The organism is Pseudomonas sp. B6(2017) (assembly GCF_002112765.1).
Classification (GTDB): Bacteria; Pseudomonadota; Gammaproteobacteria; order Pseudomonadales; family Pseudomonadaceae; genus Aquipseudomonas; species Aquipseudomonas piscis.
Genome location: NZ_NEIQ01000006.1, coordinates 46,396 through 62,095, shown reverse-complemented (window position 1 = coordinate 62,095; position 15,700 = coordinate 46,396). Strand labels below are relative to the sequence as shown.

Below are 15,700 nucleotides of genomic sequence, written 5' to 3'. Positions count from 1 at the left end.
TTGGTTAGTGCTGCTGGATATTTGTTCCAGGCTGCATGTTTTCAGTAGGCTCTGGAATGCCTTCTGGCAAGCGCAGGTGTCAGGTCATGGCTTTTCTTCAAGGCATGGTTCAGCGCACTCTGGTCGGCGTATCCCACTCGGTGGGCAATTTCGGTGATTGATAGTTGAGTATCGCGTAACAGATCCATGGCCAGGTTCAGGCGCAAGCGAGTGACATGGGCGAACGGGGTTGTACGTAGGTGCTGCTCGAACAATATGTACAAGCGCCTTTCGCTTGTTCCTGATACCCGGGCAATTTCCGAGGCAGTCAAATGGCTATCAAGATTATTTTCGATGTGAGTCAGCGCCCTGGCCAGGGTGAACTGTCCATGGTCGGGAGTGTTGCTGTGAGGTTGTACCAGGGATGACATCAACAAGGTGCTCCAGGATTGCGCCACCTCCGTTGAGCTGGTCAACAAGGGCACGCTACGAGTGGCGTAATCAAGTAGATGTCGAATCTCTGGGCGGACTGGGAAAAAGCTTTTTTCATTCAATCTCTTGATGGTTTCTGCTTCGCTTTTCTGCATGTAGGCGCAAGGCAGCGGCACATCAAGAACCAGGAAGGTATTGCAAGTATTGGAAGAAAATGCATGAGGAGTCCCAGCAGGGATGATGACGCCCTGACTCCAATCGACCTTACCGCCACGGCCATCAATTTCGATTTCCATCGACCCTGATTGGGGCAGGACTATCTGGTGATAATCGTGATCATGCAGTTCGACTTGACCTGAATAAGATCGCAAAGCCAGTGAAGCCTTCTGTATTTCCATGTTGCTCATTAGGCTCTTCCATAAGACGAATCGTATGCATGATGCATGAGTGATTGAGTACTGCGCCAGTATCTGGCTATCAAGATTCAGCAGCGTTTTCTGTATGCATTGTCCGTAGACGCTGCCGAGTCTGCGAGGCTGCGACCGGGTGCGCAGCGCCCATAAACAGTTCGGCGCGGTGCATCCGGATTATCGTATGGCCAGGCCCTGCCCCCGGTACCGGGTCGTGCGCAGCCTGCGGCAGCGGCTAGACCAAGCAAAGCGCCGGCGTGGCAGGTCAGGGTGTGTCGTCGAGAAAGCGCCCACGGTGATCGGGGCTGGGCAGCAGGCAGACGTCGTAGCGGCCGAACCAGCGATAGCGGTGGCGGGCGATGTAGCTGTAGCCCCAGTCGCGCAGGGGCCGGGGAATCCACTGCAGCAGGCGCAGCCAGCGCCAGGGCGCGGGCAGTTGCGCCATCAGGCGGATGAAGGCTGTGGAGCGCAGGGACAGGCGCTGGCCTTCGATCAGCACCACGCTGTCGAACTGTTCGGTGGACAACCCGGCCCACGCCAGCAGGGCCTGGCCCTGGGGCGATTGCACCGAGGCCAGGCGGATCCGCCGTTGGGTGTCATGGGCGATGACGAAGCGCACCGAGGCGTTGCACAGCTTGCACACGCCATCGAACAGCAGCACTCGTTCGCCAGGTTGCAGGAAGGGCGGCAGGGTATCGCTTGCCATAGTCGTTGCGGAGTCAGCCACGGAGAAAACCTTGCAAGGGTGGAACGATGTCCGGTCCGGGCCGGAACCTGCGCAGCATACTCGCCTTGGCCGATGAATTTCAGGCTTGGGCGGCCGCGGCGAAACCTCTCGCAGGCCGTTGAAAAACGTAGGCGAGGCAGCTAGCGCCAGGCGAAAACAGGCGAAAAAGCGCAGTTTACGGATGGTAAATGAGCATTTTTAGCTTGTTTTCAACGCAGCGATGGCAACGCAGTTAGTTGTTCACCGGCCTGCTAAGCTGGGCACCTGCTTCAAGCCGCCGTGGAATCCCCCTTGTGAAATTCAGCCTGCCGAAAATCGCCACCGCTCCTTTCTGCCCGCCGGAAGTGGCCGGTTCCGTCACCGTCGACCCCCGTGCCTCGCTGTTCAAGCGCCTGCTGCGTTTTGCCGGTCCCGGATTGCTGATTTCCATCGGCTACATGGACCCGGGCAACTGGGCCACGGCCATCGAGGCCGGCTCGCGCTATGGCTACAGCCTGCTGTTCGTGGTGCTGCTGGCGAGCCTGGCGGGCATGGTGGTGCAGTGCCTCTGCTCACGCCTGGGCATCGCCACCGGGCGCGACCTGGCGCAGCTTTGCCGCGAGCGCTACAGCCCACGCTCGGCGCGGGTCCAATGGTTGCTGGCGGAGGTATCCATCATTGCCACGGACCTGGCCGAAGTGCTGGGCTGCGCCTTGGCTTTCCACCTCTTGCTGGGAGTCTCGTTGAGTACGGGAATCGTCATTACCGCCTTCGATACCTTGCTGGTGCTGGCTTTGCAGAACCGTGGCTTTCGCCGCTTGGAAGCGATCATGCTGGTGCTGGTGGCGACCATCGGCGTGTGCTTTTTCATCGAGTTGCTGCTGATCAAGCCCCTCTGGCCAGACGTGGCCCGGGGCTTCACCCCGTCGCTGGCGGCCATCAGCGATGCCGCGCCGTTGTACCTGGCGATCGGCATCCTCGGCGCCACGGTGATGCCGCACAACCTGTACCTGCATACCTCGGTGGTCCAGACCCGCCTAGTGGGCAAGGACCTTGCCAGCCGCAGCGATGCGATCCGCCTGGCGCGCATCGATACCATCGGTTCCCTGGCCCTGGCGCTGCTGGTGAACGCGGCGATCCTGATCCTTGCCGCAGCGGCCTTCCACAACACCGGGCACAGCGACGTGGTGGAGATCCAGGATGCCTACCACCTGCTCGATCCGCTGGTGGGCGGGGCCCTGGCCAGCGTGCTGTTCGGCGTGGCGCTGCTGGCTTCGGGGCAGAGCTCGACCTTCACCGGGACCATCGCCGGCCAGGTGATCATGGAGGGTTACCTGAACCTGCGGATTCCCTGCTGGCAGCGCCGCCTGATCACCCGTGGCCTGGCGCTGATCCCGGCGTTCATCGGCGTCTGGCTGCTGGGCGACGGCGCCGTGGGCAAGCTGCTGGTGCTGAGCCAGGTGGTGCTCAGCCTGCAATTGCCGTTCGCCTTGTATCCGTTGATCCGCATGACCAACGACCCGCGCCTGATGGGCGTGTTCGTCAACCGCTGGCCGACCCGCTGGCTGGCCTGGAGCCTGTTCGCCGTGATCAGCGCAGCCAATGCCTGGCTCATAGCTAGCCTTTAGCGGCAAGCGGCAAGCGGCAAGCCAAAGCCAAAGCCAGAGCCAGAGCCAGAGCGCTCAAGCCAAGGCTGATCGCGTCCGGCTTTCAACTTGCCGCTTGCAGCTTGGAGCTTGCCGCTGATCGCGCTAGCGATCCCAATACGGTACTGGCCCGAATTTCTCGACGAAGAAATCGATCACCGCGCGGACCTTCACCGACAGGCGCCGGCTGCCCGGCCATAGGGCGGCGATCTGTTGCGGTTCGAGGCTGGTGGCCACTTCGAAATCTTCGAACAGCGCCACCAGCCGTCCCTGGTGCAGGGCCTCGCCGATCAGCCAGGAAGGAAACATCACCAGCCCCAGGCCTTGTTCGGCGGCCTGGGTCAGGGTGTCGGCGTGGTTGCCGGTCAGCGGGCCAGTGACGCTGTAGGGCGTCCAGGATTCCTGGCCCTGGCGGAAGAACCAGCGCTGCTGGCCGCTTTCGCCCTTGTAGGCCAGGCATTGGTGTTGGTGCAGCTGGTCGGGATGCCGGGGGTGGCCGTGACGGGCCAGGTAGCCCGGGCTGGCGGCGACCCGGTAGCGCTGCGGTGCCAGCAACCGGGCCTGCATCGAGGAGTCTCCCAGCACGCCGATGCGAAACAGCAGGTCGGTGCCGTCCTGCAACGGGTCGATGTAGCTGTCGGTCTGCTGGATATCCAGTTGCAGCTTGGGATAGCGCTGGTGCAGTTCGCCCAGCCAGGGCGAGATATGCCGCTGGCCGAACACCACCGGCGCATTGATCCGCACCAGCCCGGTCGGCTCGTCCTGCTGTTCTTGCAGGGCCTGCTCGGCTTCTTCCCATTGCGCCAGCACCCGCCGGGCATGGTGCCCCAACAGGCGCCCGGCCTCGGTGGGGCTGACCGCCCGGGTATGGCGATACAGCAACTGTTGGCCCAGGGTCTGTTCCATCAGCTGGATCTGCCGCGAAATGGAGGAGGGTGCCAGGCCTTCGCGTCGGGCCACGGCAGAGAAACTGCCCTGGTCGAGCACCGCGATGAACAGCCGCAGGGCCTTGAAACCCAGGTCGTTGAAGCCTTGCATGGGAAGTCCTTGCTATGCGTTTTACGCAAAAGTGTTGTCGGCATGCTCCCATTTATCGCAAAGCACGGGCAACCAATAATGCTCGCCATTCCATGAACCCAAGAGGTGCCCCATGTCTTGCGAAACCCTTGACCCAACGCTGCCACCGCCAGTGGCCCCTGCGGTATCCACTGCCGGCTGGCAACGCCTGGCCCTGCTGCCGCTGGTGATCCTGGCCGGCATGGGCCTGTCGGTGGAGGCCGGCTTGCTCGGCCCCCTGGGAGCCCAGGTCGGCCACCTGTGGGCGACCCTGAGCATCTTCGGCGTCGGCGCGGCATTGCTGGCCTTGCTGTTGCTGTTCAGTGGCCCGCAGCCGGGGCCGGCCTTGAGCCAGTTGCCGCGCTGGCAGTTGCTGGGCGGAGTGCTGGGGCCGATCTACGTGGTGGTGTTGACCCTGGCCACGCCGCATATCGGGATTGCCATGACCATGATCGCGATTCTTTCCGGCCAGGTCGGCAAGAGCGTGCTGATCGACCACTTCGGCTGGTTCGGCAGTATCCGCAAACCGGTCAACGCCGAGCGTTGGCTGGCCCTGGTGCTGATCGTCGGCGCCCTGATCCTGATTGCCCGAGGTTGAACATGAACCTGATTCCATTGCTGGTGGTCGTGGTGGCCGCAGGTGCGGTGCTCAGTGTGCAGGCGGCGATCAACGGCCGCCTGGGACAGAGCGTGGGGGTGTTGCGCAGCAGCCTGCTGACCTTCGCCGTCGGTGCCCTGGTCACCTCGCTGCTGATCGTGTTCTTCCAGCCGCCCCAGGCCATGGGCCTGTTGCAGGCGCCCAAGTGGCAGCTCAGCGGCGCGCTGTTCGGCGTGGTGTACATGCTGGTGATGGTCGGCGCGGTGCCTCGGGTCGGTACTGCCGTGGCGACGGTGGCGGTGATCCTCGGGCAGTTGGGCATGGGCATGTTGATCGACCACTTCGGCTGGTTCGGCAACCCGGCCATGGCACTTTCCGGCAACCGCATCCTGGCGATGCTGTGCCTGGCCCTGGCCTTGTTGTTCATGTACCGCAGCAGCCTGCGCCGTAGCTGAGGGCCCAGGGGCGTTCTACGCAGCCGAGGGGTCAGGATCCTTCCAGGCAGTTGGCGGCCACTTGCGCCACCTGGGCATCTTCGCCGGAGCGCACGCCGGACACGCCCACCGCGCCGACCACCTGGCCATCCACGCGAATCGGCACGCCGCCTTCCAGGGAGGTCAGCAGCGGCGCCGAGAGAAAGGCGCTGCGCCCGGCATTGACCATGTCTTCGTAGGCCTTGGACTCACGCCGGCCCAGGGCGGCGGTGCGGGCTTTCTCCAGGGCTATGTAGGCACTGATCGGCGCGCAGCCGTCCAGGCGCTCCAGGGCCAGGGGATGGCCGCCATCATCGACCACGGCGATGCTCACCGGCCACTGCTGGCGATGGGCCTCGGCCCGGGCGGCGGCGAGGATGCGGCTGACTTCGTCTTGGCACAACACGGCTTTGTGGTGCATGGCAGGCTCCATTGGGTTCAAGGCTTGAGGGCGGCGTCCAGCAGTTCGATCCAGTGGCGTACCGGGGTGCGCCCGGCGCCATCCAGGTGGCTCTGGCAGCCGATATTGGCCGTAGCGATCACGTCCGGGCTGCCGCTTTCCAGGGCCCGCAGCTTGTCGTCGCGCAGTTGCCGGGCCAGGGCGGGCTGGGTCAGTGAATAGGTGCCGGCCGAGCCGCAGCACAGGTGGCCGTCGGGCACCGAAGTCAGGTTGAAACCCAAGCGTTGCAGCAGGCTTTCCACGGCGCCGCCCAGTTGCTGGGCATGTTGCAGGGTGCAGGGGCAATGGACGGCCAGGCGCTGCCCACTGCGTACTTGCAGCGCTGCCAGAGGTTCGGCCCGCACCACCTCCACCAGGTCCCGGGCCAGGGCGCTGACTTGCTGCGCCTTGGCGGCATAGACCGGGTCGTCGGCCAGCAGGTGCCCATAGTCCTTGACGAAGGCGCCGCAGCCGCTGGCGGTCTGGACGATGGCCTCGGCACCTTGTTGCAGGTGCGGCCACCAGGCGTCGATATTGTGCCGGGCCCGCTGGCGGCCGCGCTCCTGGGCATCCAGGTGGTAGTCCACGGCGCCGCAGCACGCGGCCCCGGCCACCGGCTGCACGCTGATGCCCAGGCGATCCAGGACCCGGCTCGCGGCGGCGTTGGTATTGGGCGACAGCCCCGGCTGCACGCAGCCTTCGAGCAGCAGCACGCGCCGCGCGTGGACCCGGTCCGGGCGCACGCCGGCGGCGGGTACCTGGCGCGGCAGCTTGTCTTGCAGGGCCTGGGGCAGCAGCGGGCGCAAGCGACTGCCGCCCAGTACCAGTGTCTTGAACAGCTGCGGGTTGCCCGCCAGGGTCCGCAAGCCCTGGCGCAGCAGACGCTGGCCGGCGGGCCGGGGCAGGGCGGCGTCCACCACCGCCCGGCCGATGTCCAGCAGGTTGTGGTACTCGACGCCCGATGGGCAGGTGGTCTCGCAGTTGCGACATGACAGGCAACGGTCCAGGTGCAGTTGCGCCTGGTGGGTGACCGCGGCGCCCTCCAGCACCTGCTTGATCAGGTAGATGCGGCCGCGCGGCCCGTCCAGCTCGTCGCCCTGGACCTGGTAGGTGGGGCAGGTGGCGTTGCAGAACCCGCAATGCACGCAGCTGCGCAGGATACGTTCGGCTTCGGCGGCCCTTGGCAACTGCCGGGCCTCGGGGCTGAGGGTGGTCTGCATGGATCAGAGCTCCGGGTAGAGTCGGCCGGGGTTGAAGATGCCCTGGGGATCGAGCTGCGCTTTCAGGCGTTGGTGATAGTGCAGCAGGGTCGGTTCCAGGGGTTGGAAGGGGCTGTCCAGCAGGCCATGGCTGTAGCAACTGGCATGACCGCCGGCGGCGCTGGCCATGGCGCGGATGCGCTCGGCCGGAACATCGGACTTGAGCCAGCGCTGGGCGCCGCCCCAGTCCAGCAATTGGGTGCCGGGCAACGCAAGCTCCGGGGTGTTGTGTGGCAGCGACAGGCGCCACAGCGGCAGGCCGGGGTCGAAAAACGGCAGTTGCTGCTCGTTGAGCCGGTTCCAGTAGTGGCTGTCCAGGGGCTCGCCGCCGAGCCGATCGCGGGCCGCGGCCACCGAGCCTTCGCCGCCTTCCAGGCGCAGGTGCAGGCGGCTGCCATCGTGGCAGGCGGCGCTGATGGGCAATGGCTGCTGGCCCCATTGTGCGAGCCTGGCCAGGGCTTGCCCGGCAGGCAGTTCCAGGCTCAGGCTCAGGCAGTGGCGCGGCTTGGGCAGCACCTTCAGCGAGACTTCGGTCACCAGAGCCAGGCAGCCATAGCTGCCGGCCATCAGCCGCGACAGGTCGTAGCCGGCGACATTCTTCATCACCTCGCCACCAAAGCGCAGGTGCTGGCCCAGGCCACTGATGATCCGGGTGCCCAGGACGAAGTCGCGCACCGCCCCGGCCCAGGGCCGGCGTGGCCCGGACAGGCCACTGGCGAGCATGCCGCCCAGGGTGGCGCCGGTACCGAACGCCGGCGGCTCGCAGGGCAGCATCTGCCCGGCGGCATCCAGTACCGCCTGCAGTTCGCCAAGCGGTGTTCCGGCCCGGGCGCTGATCACCAGTTCGGTGGGGTCGTAGCTGACGATGCCGCGATGGAGCCGGGTATCGAGGATTTCGCCGGCGCTGTCGCGCCCCAGGAACGCCTTGCTATTGGAGCCCTGGATGCGTAGCGGGGTGGCGTTGTCCAGGGCGTCGCGCACCTGCTCCAGCAGGGTTTGGCTGGCGTCGCAATCGGTGGGGGCGGCCATCAGAATCGCTCCAGTTCGGGGAAGGGCAACTGCCCATGGTGGATGTGCATGGCCCCGGCCTCGGCGCAGCGGTGCAGGGTCGGGATGTTCTTGCCGGGGTTGAGCAGGCCCAGGGGGTCGAAGGCGCGCTTGATGCCGTGGAACAGGCTCAGCTCGTCGCCGCTGAACTGCACGCACATCTGGTTGATCTTCTCCCGGCCCACGCCGTGCTCGCCGGTGATGGTGCCGCCCACCGCCACGCACAGCTCGAGGATCTTGCCGCCCAGGGTTTCCGCTCGCTCAAGTTCCCCACTCTGGTTGGCATCGAACAGGATCAACGGGTGCATGTTGCCGTCGCCGGCATGGAACACGTTGGCCACCCGCAGCTGGTGCTCGGCGGCCAGCCGGGCGATGCCGTGCAGCACCGCGGGCAGTTGGCGCCGGGGGATGGTGCCGTCCATGCAGTAGTAGTCCGGCGACAAGCGGCCCACCGCCGGGAAGGCATTCTTGCGCCCGGCCCAGAACCGCGCGCGCTCGGCCTCGTCCCGGGCCAGGCGCACTTCGCTGGCGCCGGCCTGTTGCAGCAGTTGGCGCACCCGCTCGCAGTCGTCGTGGACATCGGCCTCGACCCCATCCAGCTCGCACAGCAGCATGGCCTGGGCATCCACCGGGTAGCCGGCGTGGATGAAGTCTTCGGCGGCGCGGATCGCCAGGTTGTCCATCATCTCCAGGCCGCCGGGGATGATGCCCGCGGCGATGATCGCCGCCACCGCCTGGCCGGCGTTCTCCACCGAGTCGAAGGCCGCCAGCAGCACCTTGGCGATCTGCGGCTTGGGCAGCAGCTTGACCGTGACTTCGGTGATCACCCCCAGCAGCCCCTCGGAACCGGTGAACAGCGCCAGCAGGTCGAAGCCCGGCGAGTCCAGGGCCTCGCTGCCCAGGGTCAGGGGCTGGCCCTCGACGGTGAGCATCCGCACCTGGAGCAGGTTGTGCACGGTCAGGCCGTATTTCAGGCAGTGCACGCCACCGGCGTTTTCCGCGACATTGCCACCGATGGAGCAGGCGATCTGCGACGACGGGTCGGGGGCGTAGTACAGCTCGTAGGGCGCCGCGGCCTGGGAGATCGCCAGGTTGCGTACACCGGGTTGCAGGCGCGCGCAGCGCGCGGCGGGGTCGATCTCGAGGATGTCCTTGAATCGCGCCATCACCAGCAGCAGGCCCTTTTCCAGGGGCAGGGCGCCGCCGGACAGGCCGGTGCCCGCGCCCCGGGCCACCACTGGTACCCGTTGCTGGTGGCAGATCTTGAGGATCTGCTGCACTTGCTCCAGGCGCCGGGGCAGGGCCACCAGCAGCGGGGTGCTGCGGTAGGCACTCAGGCCGTCGCATTCGTAGGGCTTGAGTTGCTCCTGGCGGTCCAGCAGTTCCAGGTCCGGCAGCTGGCTGCGCAGGGCGTGGATCAAGGCTTGGCGGTCGACCTCGGGCAGGGCGCCGTCGAGGCGTTCATCGTAGAGAATCGTCATGGCTGGCGAATGACCTTGTGTCGTTGTTATCAGGTCGCGACTGCATCACGCATGCCTTGCATCATTGGCCCGGGGCGCCTTAGTGTCCATGTGCGCCGGCAGTGGTCGAACCACTTTGTTTTCCGGTACTTGCCCCGGGCTCCAGTAAACCTGATTGATTTCAGTAAGTTGCAGCCAAGCGAGGAAGTGGGCGCGAATCGACAAGGAACTGGTCATACCAGTGGGAGGCGAGATGCAGGAGAAACCGGGACAGCCGCGCTTGCAGGTGGCCGATAGGGTCTGCGCACGGATCGAGCGCCTGATCGTCGACGGGGTATTCAAGACCGGCCAGCTGTTGCCCTCGGAGCGGCGCCTGACCGCCAAGCTCGGGGTCTCGCGCACGGCCCTGCGCGAGGGCCTGAAGCTGTTGCGGGCCCGGGGCATCATCGACACGGTGCAGGGCCGTGGCTCGCAGGTGGCGCAACTGTCGGCGCCGGCGGCGGACTCGCCACTGCTGCACCTGTTCAGCTCCCAGCCACGTACTCTCTACGACTTGCTGGAGGTCCGCGGCCTGCTGGAGGGCGAGTCGGCGCGGCTGGCGGCCCTGCGTGGCACCGAGGCCGACTTCATGCTCATCGGCCGTAGCTACCAGGCCCTGCTCGACGCCCATGACCAGGACCTGGAGCCCGCCGACCTGGCGCGCCTGGACCATGCCTTCCACCTGGCCATCTGCGAGGCTTCGCACAACCCGGTGCTGGTGCAGACCCTGGGCTCGCTCAACGGCCTGTTGCTCAATTCGGTGTTCGCCTCGGTCAACAACCTCTATCACCGGCCACTGCACAAGCGCCAGATCGACCGCCAGCATGCGCGCTTGTACCACGCGGTCACCGGTCGCTTGCCGGAACAGGCGCGCAAGGCCGCACAGGCGCATATCCAGGGCATCGCGCAAAACCTGCAGGAGATCGAAGAGGAGGAGCAGCGCTTGGTGCGGGCCACGCTGCGCCTGCAAGGCTGGGATTGAGCCTCGGCGCTGGGGATGGCGCCGGGTGGCGCCATCCGGTTTACCGGCTAGACCGAAGGGCGCCAGGTGACGTTGTGGATACCGAACTTCTCCGCCGTGGGTCGGCTGGTCTTCTTCACTTGTTCGCGCCCGAAGCGGCCGATGCGGCCCACCCCCGCGTCGCAGCTGGCCCAATGCCAGGCCTCGGCGTTGTCCATCTTGTCCTGGCGGATGATGAAGGACTTGGGGGCACCGTGCAGGGTGTATTCGATGACGAAGAGTTTTGCGTTGTTCATAAAGCGTTCAATCCTCCCTGTGATGCAGCAATGATCCCCCTGCGGCGGAAAAATTCACTCGAATTGCCCCAGCGGGCCGGCGAGCTGTCGAAAAATCCCGGCAGGCCATCCAAACGAATGGATCTGGAGCACCACGGCATCGATTTGGCTAGTGCTGGCTGGTGGCTGCCTCGACGGCTGGTTACCATGGTCGCCCGCCGTCCCGCCGCGACCTTGCCATGGCCCTAGCCGCTCCTCCCGACCTCACCGACACCGCGATTCCCGTGCAGCCGCTGGCCCGTACCTACCCGCGCGGGTTGTTCGTCGAGCCCCATGAGCACGACTGGGGCCAGCTGCTGTATGCCATGAGCGGGGTGATGTGGGTCGAGACTCCCCACGAGGCCCTGGTGGTGCCGCCGCAGCGGGCGGTGTGGCTGCCGCCTGGCGTGGTCCATGGCATCCGGGTGGTCAGCGACCTGCAGATGCGCAATATCTACCTGCGTCCCTCCCTGGCGGCGACCCTGGATACCAGGGTCCAGGTGCTGCAAGTGGATACCCTGCTGCGGGAGTTGATCGTGCGCCTGGTGGAGCTCGAACCGCCCCAGCCGGACTACTACGAGGCCCTGGTGGGCCTGGCCCTGCTGGAGCTGCAACGGGCGCGGCGCTCGGAGTTGAAGATCGTCTTGCCCGATGCCGCCGACCGGCGCCTGTGCAGCCTGTGCCAGGCGGTGATGGCAGCGCCGTCCCTGGAAATATCCTTCGAGCAGCATGCCGAGGCCGTCGGGGCCAGCGTGCGTACCCTGGCGCGCTTGTTCAAGGAACGCCTGGGCCTGGGATTCGCCGAATGGCGGCGCCAGGTGCAACTGGCCACCGCGGCGGCGGAGCTGATCCAGGGCGTGCCGGTGAGCCGGATCGCCCGCGAGCTGGGTTATTCCCCCAGCAGTTTCAGCGACATGTTCCGCCGCGAGCTGGGCGTCGCCCCCTCGCAGTATGTCGCCGGTGAACCCTCGGCCTGACCAGCGCCGATGCTTTGGCCGATAGCCTGAAGTACTTGGCCGATGCCACTGCCTCCTTGTCTCTAGAATCCACTCCATGCCTGTAGCCGCTGCCGAGCCTGCGAGGCTGCGTTCGGGGCCGCAGGGCCTTGCGCGATCCCAGGCTCGCGGTGGCCCTGCGGGCCATGCGCAGCCTGCGGCAGCGGCTACACGAAGCGACGCTGTAGTTGCAGCCGAGCCCATGCACCACGGCCTTTTGGGAGTGAGCCATGAATTACCTGATGTCCCTGGCGGCCGGCCTGCTGGTCGGGCTGCTCTACGGTGCCCTGCAGGTGCGTTCCCCGGCACCGCCGGCCATCGCCCTGGTGGGGCTGCTGGGCATGCTCGGTGGCGAACAGTTGTGGCCCCTGGGGCGCCAACTGTTCAGCCAGTGGCTGTCCTGATCGCTGGTATCGACTGTTTTTCGACCCATGGAGTCTTTGATGAAAGCACTGCAATTTTCCGCCACCGGCGACCTCGCTTCCCTGCAACTGGTGGAGGTTCCGACTCCGGTCCCCGGGCCCGGCCAGGTATTGGTACGGATCAAGGCGGCGGGCCTGAATCCCAGCGATGTGAAGAATGTCCTCGGGCGTTTTCCCTACACCACGCTGCCACGAATTCCCGGACGGGATTTTGCCGGGGTGGTGGAGCAGGGGCCGGACGACTTGATCGGCCAGGAAGTCTGGGGCACCGGCAGGGACCTGGGCTTTTTCGCCGACGGCAGCCACGCCCAGTACGTGGTGTTGTCGGCCAGCGGCGTGGCGCTCAAGCCCCGGCACCTGAGCTTTGCCCAGGCCGCGAGCCTCGGCGTGCCCTATACCACCGCCTGGGATGCCCTGGAGCGTAGCGGCGTGATCGCCGGTACCCGGCTGCTGGTGATCGGCGGCGGCGCCGTGGCCACTGCGGCCCTGGCCCTGGCCAAGGTTCGTGGCGCCCAGGTGCTGGCGGCGGCGCGCCGGCCGGAGCAGGTGCAGGCGTTGCAGGCCCAGGGCTATCCGGCGCTGCAACTGGCGCAGCCGGAAAACCTCGCCACCCAGGTGGGCGAGCATCATGCCGGCGGCGCCGAGGTGATCTTCGACACTACCGGCTTCTGGCTGCCTGCGGCGGTGCCGGCCCTGGCCACGTTCGGTCGGATCGCCATCATCGCCGCGCCGGTGGATGGCCATGTGCAGCTGCCGGCCCTGGCCCTGTACCGAAAGGGGGGCTCGGTGGTGGGGATCAATTCGTTGCTGTATGGCGTCGAGGAATGCGCGGCGATGCTGGAGCAGTTCGGCCGCTATTTCGACGAAGGCTTGCTGCCACTGCCCGAGGGTTTGCTGGAGTCGCCGCTGGAGCAGGGGCTGGAGCGCTATGCCGAGGTCAACCAGGGCGGTGGCGACAAGGTGATCCTGATTCCTTGAGGCGGGCAGGGCCGGGGGGCATTGAAGGCCCTGCGGGCCTTGGCGCAGCTTCGCAGGCTCAGCAGCGGCTACAGGTTTGGATAGGGCCGATCACGGGGTCATTGCGGGACGCCGTGCTCCCAGGCCGACCAGTTCTTGAGGATGTCTTGCACCAGTGGGTTGCCGGCCCGGTAGAGGTTTTCCAGGGCCGGCACGAAACCGCCCTGGTCGGCGTACTTGAGCAGGTTGTCCACTTCGCTGGCACCGGGTGCCGGGCGGTCGAAGTCCGAGCCGGCGCGCAGTACCGCCAGGCGCTGGACGTCCACTCGGCCTTCGCGGCTGGCCCGCAGCAGCGCCTCGTAGGTGGAGTTGTCTTCCTGCTGGGTGGTGCAGTAAACGCCTTTGTTGTCGGTGAGCAAGCGGGTCCAGACCTCAGCTCGTTCGCTCAGGCGCGTGCCGGAGAACCAGGTGTTGCCGGCCACGGTGTCGCAGCGGGTGACCACCGGCGGTTGGTTGGCCGGAGCCTGGGGATACTTCAGGCGCCAGGCTGCTGATTCCTTGCTTTCGCTCAAGGTCACCTTCTGGCTCAGGGCGAAGGCCTTGGCCTGGAGTTTCGGGTTGAGTTCGAACACTTCGGTCTTGTAGTCCAGGGGCGGTTTTTCATTGGGCCCCTTGGTGTTGATGCCCAGGTAGCCGGTGGGCCATTCCTTGGGCGCATCCCGCGAGTCGAGCTCCCACTGGGTGCCGAACTCCACCAGGTAATGGGCCCAGGCCGCAGTGCCGATGGTGCCCTGGTGCGGGCTGATGCCGGCGATCCCTGCAATGAGGAAGTAGCTCTTGCGCAGGTCGAACTGCGGCGACAGCGCCAGGGCCAGGGTCGAGGCCGCGGCGTTGGTCTGGCCCATGCCGGTGGTCAGCAGGCACACCTGCCGGTCGTTGTTGCAACTGATGTCCGGGTATTCTCCGGCCAACCCGGGGACACGCACCTTGTGCTTGAGCTCCAGGCGCTCGATCCAGTTCTGTGCTTCCGGAGCGAACATGCTGATCAGCACCACCTTGGGCTTGATCGGCGCCTCATTGGCCCAGGCCCCGCCGGCCAGCACCGCACTCAGGCCCACTATCCACGAAACTTTCTGCATGCCACGCATAACACCTCCATGATTGCCGTTGATCGGTGCTGATCCTGCTCGATCCAGGTTACACCGTGGTTGTCTTGCTGCTTGTCGCTCGAAACTTGCCGCTGTCGCTAAAACTGGTAGCCGACCCCGGCGTAATACCCCCAGCCGTTGGAGCGGGCGCGGAATTCGCCATCGCCGAAATTCAGCACGCTGCCGTCTTCCCAGTTGCCGCCGTTGTGGAAGTACCGGCCCACCAGGGTGAAGCGCAGGTGGGTGAAGGAGTACAGCAGCACATTGGTGGCCACGGTGGCATTGGCCGTGCGGGCCGGATTGTCCTTGTGCAGGTCGGAGCCGAAATCGAAGTTGGTGAAGCCGATGTAGGTCAGCGAGGCGCCGTTGCTGAACTTGTCGATGGGCACGATGTACTTGAGCTGGGCGCGGTAGCCGTCCCAGGAGTATTCATTGCTGGCGCCATAGTTTTCCCACTGGTAGCGACCGTAGAAGTTGGCGGACAGGTTGACCCGCGAATGGGTGTCGATGTCGGTGCCCAGGCCGCTGTACAGGGTGTTGGCACGGTTGGCGGTGCGGCTGCCGTGGTCGTAGATCCAGTCGAAGGCCACGTACCACTCCTTGATCGGGCCGATGGCCAGGCTGCGGCCGGCCAGGTAGTCGATGGAGATGCGCGGTTCGTGTTCCATGAACAGCGGCGAACCGTGGTCCCAGATGCCCTTGTCGTGGCTGTTGCCGATATCGAGGATCTTCGGCAGGTCGATGTAGCCATAGAGCTCGAATGGCCCCTTGCGTCCGAAGTATTCGTATTCCAGGTAGACGTCGTCCGCCGGGCGTGGGCCGAAGCTGATGTCCTTGCTGCCGATCAGCATCAGGTCCTGGTTGTACCAGTCGGAAAGGTAGGCGCCGGGCTTGGCCGGTTGCACGTCCTTGCTCAGGCCTTCGCCCTGGGCCGATTCGTCCGGGGTGGCGGGTTGGGCCAACAGGGCAGGGCTGAGTAGTCCGGTAACGATGCCCAGTAGCAGGGAAACGCTGCGTGGGTACGAAGGCGCGGTAGGCCTGGAGGTGACGAGCATTGAAAATCCTTGTTCGTGCGGGGTGAGATCAGGTTTGGGCAATCATCGGCGAATGGCCTGGATTCCCTGGTGCGCAAACGTTTGCATGTGTCGTACCAACTGGTCTTTTTGCTACTGGATCGACGTGACCGGCCTGTTTGGGAAGGAAGGGGTGAATGGGGGCACCCTAAGGGTGCGACGCAGCGGCCTGTGCAGTGTTGTAAAAATTTTAAAACACCAAGGATCGCTGAAAATAAACGCTTTTTCCCTGATTTTTACCGAGATTAATCGATGCACCTTACCAAGGTATTAATGCTATTTGATG

The 15,700-nt window shown here is 65.4% G+C and carries 17 protein-coding genes; 7 read left to right on the top strand and 10 right to left on the bottom strand.

The window, feature by feature from the left end:
* Positions 1 to 41: 41 nt before the first annotated feature.
* Entirely contained in the window at positions 42 to 818 is a 777-nt protein-coding gene (locus CAG11_RS11500; RefSeq protein ID WP_085596404.1) for an AraC family transcriptional regulator, read from the bottom strand.
* 268 nt (positions 819 to 1,086) lie between these two features.
* Complete coding sequence (locus CAG11_RS11495; protein WP_085596403.1) at positions 1,087 to 1,527, bottom strand: thiol-disulfide oxidoreductase DCC family protein; 441 nt, start codon at positions 1,525 to 1,527, stop codon at positions 1,087 to 1,089.
* 314 nt (positions 1,528 to 1,841) lie between these two features.
* Here CAG11_RS11495 and CAG11_RS11490 point away from each other — a divergent pair, with 314 nt between their 5' ends.
* Positions 1,842 to 3,155, top strand: a complete 1,314-nt coding sequence (locus CAG11_RS11490) for an Nramp family divalent metal transporter (RefSeq protein ID WP_085596402.1) — start codon at positions 1,842 to 1,844, stop codon at positions 3,153 to 3,155.
* Between the two features lie 123 nt (positions 3,156 to 3,278).
* Here the strand turns inward: CAG11_RS11490 and CAG11_RS11485 are convergent, their stop codons facing one another.
* Positions 3,279 to 4,211 (bottom strand): LysR family transcriptional regulator, encoded by a 933-nt coding sequence (locus CAG11_RS11485; protein WP_085596401.1) that lies wholly within the window; start codon positions 4,209 to 4,211, stop codon positions 3,279 to 3,281.
* A 112-nt stretch (positions 4,212 to 4,323) separates the two neighbouring features.
* On the opposite strand from CAG11_RS11485, the gene CAG11_RS11480 reads away from it, so the two are divergent.
* Entirely contained in the window at positions 4,324 to 4,827 is a 504-nt protein-coding gene (locus tag CAG11_RS11480) for a DMT family transporter (protein WP_085596400.1), read from the top strand.
* Between the two features lie 2 nt (positions 4,828 to 4,829).
* Positions 4,830 to 5,282, top strand: a complete 453-nt coding sequence (locus CAG11_RS11475) for a DMT family transporter (RefSeq protein WP_085596399.1) — start codon at positions 4,830 to 4,832, stop codon at positions 5,280 to 5,282.
* 31 nt (positions 5,283 to 5,313) lie between these two features.
* On the opposite strand, the gene CAG11_RS11470 is transcribed toward CAG11_RS11475, so the two are convergent.
* From CAG11_RS11470 to glcD, 4 genes are read right to left on the bottom strand one after another with little or no spacing between them, the layout of a single operon-like run.
* Positions 5,314 to 5,721, bottom strand: coding sequence for a heme-binding protein (locus tag CAG11_RS11470; protein WP_022643682.1), 408 nt, complete (start codon positions 5,719 to 5,721; stop codon positions 5,314 to 5,316).
* A gap of 17 nt (positions 5,722 to 5,738) precedes the next feature.
* Positions 5,739 to 6,959, bottom strand: a complete 1,221-nt coding sequence (gene glcF / locus CAG11_RS11465; protein ID WP_085596398.1) for a glycolate oxidase subunit GlcF — start codon at positions 6,957 to 6,959, stop codon at positions 5,739 to 5,741.
* A gap of 3 nt (positions 6,960 to 6,962) precedes the next feature.
* On the bottom strand, positions 6,963 to 8,027 hold the full coding sequence (gene glcE / locus CAG11_RS11460) for a glycolate oxidase subunit GlcE (protein ID WP_085596397.1): 1,065 nt from the start codon (positions 8,025 to 8,027) through the stop codon (positions 6,963 to 6,965).
* Positions 8,027 to 9,526 carry a glycolate oxidase subunit GlcD gene (gene glcD / locus CAG11_RS11455; RefSeq protein ID WP_085596396.1) on the bottom strand — a complete coding sequence of 500 codons (1,500 nt, stop codon included), beginning with the start codon at positions 9,524 to 9,526 and terminating at the stop codon, positions 8,027 to 8,029. Before glcD ends, glcE begins: the two co-directional genes overlap by 1 nt.
* Before the next feature lie 232 nt (positions 9,527 to 9,758).
* Here glcD and glcC point away from each other — a divergent pair, with 232 nt between their 5' ends.
* Positions 9,759 to 10,526: a transcriptional regulator GlcC gene (gene glcC / locus CAG11_RS11450; protein ID WP_085596395.1), complete on the top strand. Its 768-nt coding sequence runs from the start codon at positions 9,759 to 9,761 to the stop codon at positions 10,524 to 10,526.
* 47 nt (positions 10,527 to 10,573) lie between these two features.
* Here the strand turns inward: glcC and CAG11_RS11445 are convergent, their stop codons facing one another.
* Positions 10,574 to 10,801, bottom strand: a complete 228-nt coding sequence (locus tag CAG11_RS11445; protein ID WP_085596394.1) for a DUF6555 family protein — start codon at positions 10,799 to 10,801, stop codon at positions 10,574 to 10,576.
* Between the two features lie 218 nt (positions 10,802 to 11,019).
* Here CAG11_RS11445 and CAG11_RS11440 point away from each other — a divergent pair, with 218 nt between their 5' ends.
* The 3 genes from CAG11_RS11440 (at position 11,020) to CAG11_RS11430 (ending at position 13,214) form a co-directional block, all read left to right on the top strand.
* A complete protein-coding gene (locus tag CAG11_RS11440; RefSeq protein ID WP_022643688.1) occupies positions 11,020 to 11,796 on the top strand; it encodes a helix-turn-helix transcriptional regulator in 777 nt (258 codons plus the stop codon).
* Between the two features lie 248 nt (positions 11,797 to 12,044).
* Entirely contained in the window at positions 12,045 to 12,218 is a 174-nt protein-coding gene (locus CAG11_RS11435) for a DUF1427 family protein (RefSeq protein WP_083457005.1), read from the top strand.
* Positions 12,219 to 12,257: 39 nt separating this feature from the next.
* Positions 12,258 to 13,214: a zinc-binding alcohol dehydrogenase family protein gene (locus tag CAG11_RS11430; protein WP_085596393.1), complete on the top strand. Its 957-nt coding sequence runs from the start codon at positions 12,258 to 12,260 to the stop codon at positions 13,212 to 13,214.
* Positions 13,215 to 13,312: 98 nt separating this feature from the next.
* Here the strand turns inward: CAG11_RS11430 and CAG11_RS11425 are convergent, their stop codons facing one another.
* Both CAG11_RS11425 and CAG11_RS11420 read right to left on the bottom strand, forming a co-directional pair.
* Positions 13,313 to 14,332: a purine nucleoside permease gene (locus CAG11_RS11425; protein WP_371857890.1), complete on the bottom strand. Its 1,020-nt coding sequence runs from the start codon at positions 14,330 to 14,332 to the stop codon at positions 13,313 to 13,315.
* A gap of 107 nt (positions 14,333 to 14,439) precedes the next feature.
* Entirely contained in the window at positions 14,440 to 15,396 is a 957-nt protein-coding gene (locus CAG11_RS11420) for a nucleoside-specific channel-forming protein Tsx (RefSeq protein WP_085596391.1), read from the bottom strand.
* Positions 15,397 to 15,700: the final 304 nt, after the last annotated feature.

Bases quoted from the DNA above. Each gene is read 5' to 3' on its own strand.
- CAG11_RS11500 (WP_085596404.1), bottom strand. From the start codon at position 818: ATGAGCAACATGGAAATACAGAAGGCTTCACTGGCTTTGCGATCTTAT.
- CAG11_RS11495 (WP_085596403.1), bottom strand. From the start codon at position 1,527: ATGGCAAGCGATACCCTGCCGCCCTTCCTGCAACCTGGCGAACGAGTG.
- CAG11_RS11485 (WP_085596401.1), bottom strand. From the start codon at position 4,211: ATGCAAGGCTTCAACGACCTGGGTTTCAAGGCCCTGCGGCTGTTCATC.
- CAG11_RS11480 (WP_085596400.1), top strand. From the start codon at position 4,324: ATGTCTTGCGAAACCCTTGACCCAACGCTGCCACCGCCAGTGGCCCCT.
- CAG11_RS11475 (WP_085596399.1), top strand. From the start codon at position 4,830: ATGAACCTGATTCCATTGCTGGTGGTCGTGGTGGCCGCAGGTGCGGTG.
- CAG11_RS11470 (WP_022643682.1), bottom strand. From the start codon at position 5,721: ATGCACCACAAAGCCGTGTTGTGCCAAGACGAAGTCAGCCGCATCCTC.
- glcF (WP_085596398.1), bottom strand. From the start codon at position 6,959: ATGCAGACCACCCTCAGCCCCGAGGCCCGGCAGTTGCCAAGGGCCGCC.
- glcE (WP_085596397.1), bottom strand. From the start codon at position 8,027: ATGGCCGCCCCCACCGATTGCGACGCCAGCCAAACCCTGCTGGAGCAG.
- glcD (WP_085596396.1), bottom strand. From the start codon at position 9,526: ATGACGATTCTCTACGATGAACGCCTCGACGGCGCCCTGCCCGAGGTC.
- glcC (WP_085596395.1), top strand. From the start codon at position 9,759: ATGCAGGAGAAACCGGGACAGCCGCGCTTGCAGGTGGCCGATAGGGTC.
- CAG11_RS11445 (WP_085596394.1), bottom strand. From the start codon at position 10,801: ATGAACAACGCAAAACTCTTCGTCATCGAATACACCCTGCACGGTGCC.
- CAG11_RS11440 (WP_022643688.1), top strand. From the start codon at position 11,020: ATGGCCCTAGCCGCTCCTCCCGACCTCACCGACACCGCGATTCCCGTG.
- CAG11_RS11435 (WP_083457005.1), top strand. From the start codon at position 12,045: ATGAATTACCTGATGTCCCTGGCGGCCGGCCTGCTGGTCGGGCTGCTC.
- CAG11_RS11430 (WP_085596393.1), top strand. From the start codon at position 12,258: ATGAAAGCACTGCAATTTTCCGCCACCGGCGACCTCGCTTCCCTGCAA.
- CAG11_RS11425 (WP_371857890.1), bottom strand. From the start codon at position 14,332: ATGCAGAAAGTTTCGTGGATAGTGGGCCTGAGTGCGGTGCTGGCCGGC.
- CAG11_RS11420 (WP_085596391.1), bottom strand. From the start codon at position 15,396: ATGCTCGTCACCTCCAGGCCTACCGCGCCTTCGTACCCACGCAGCGTT.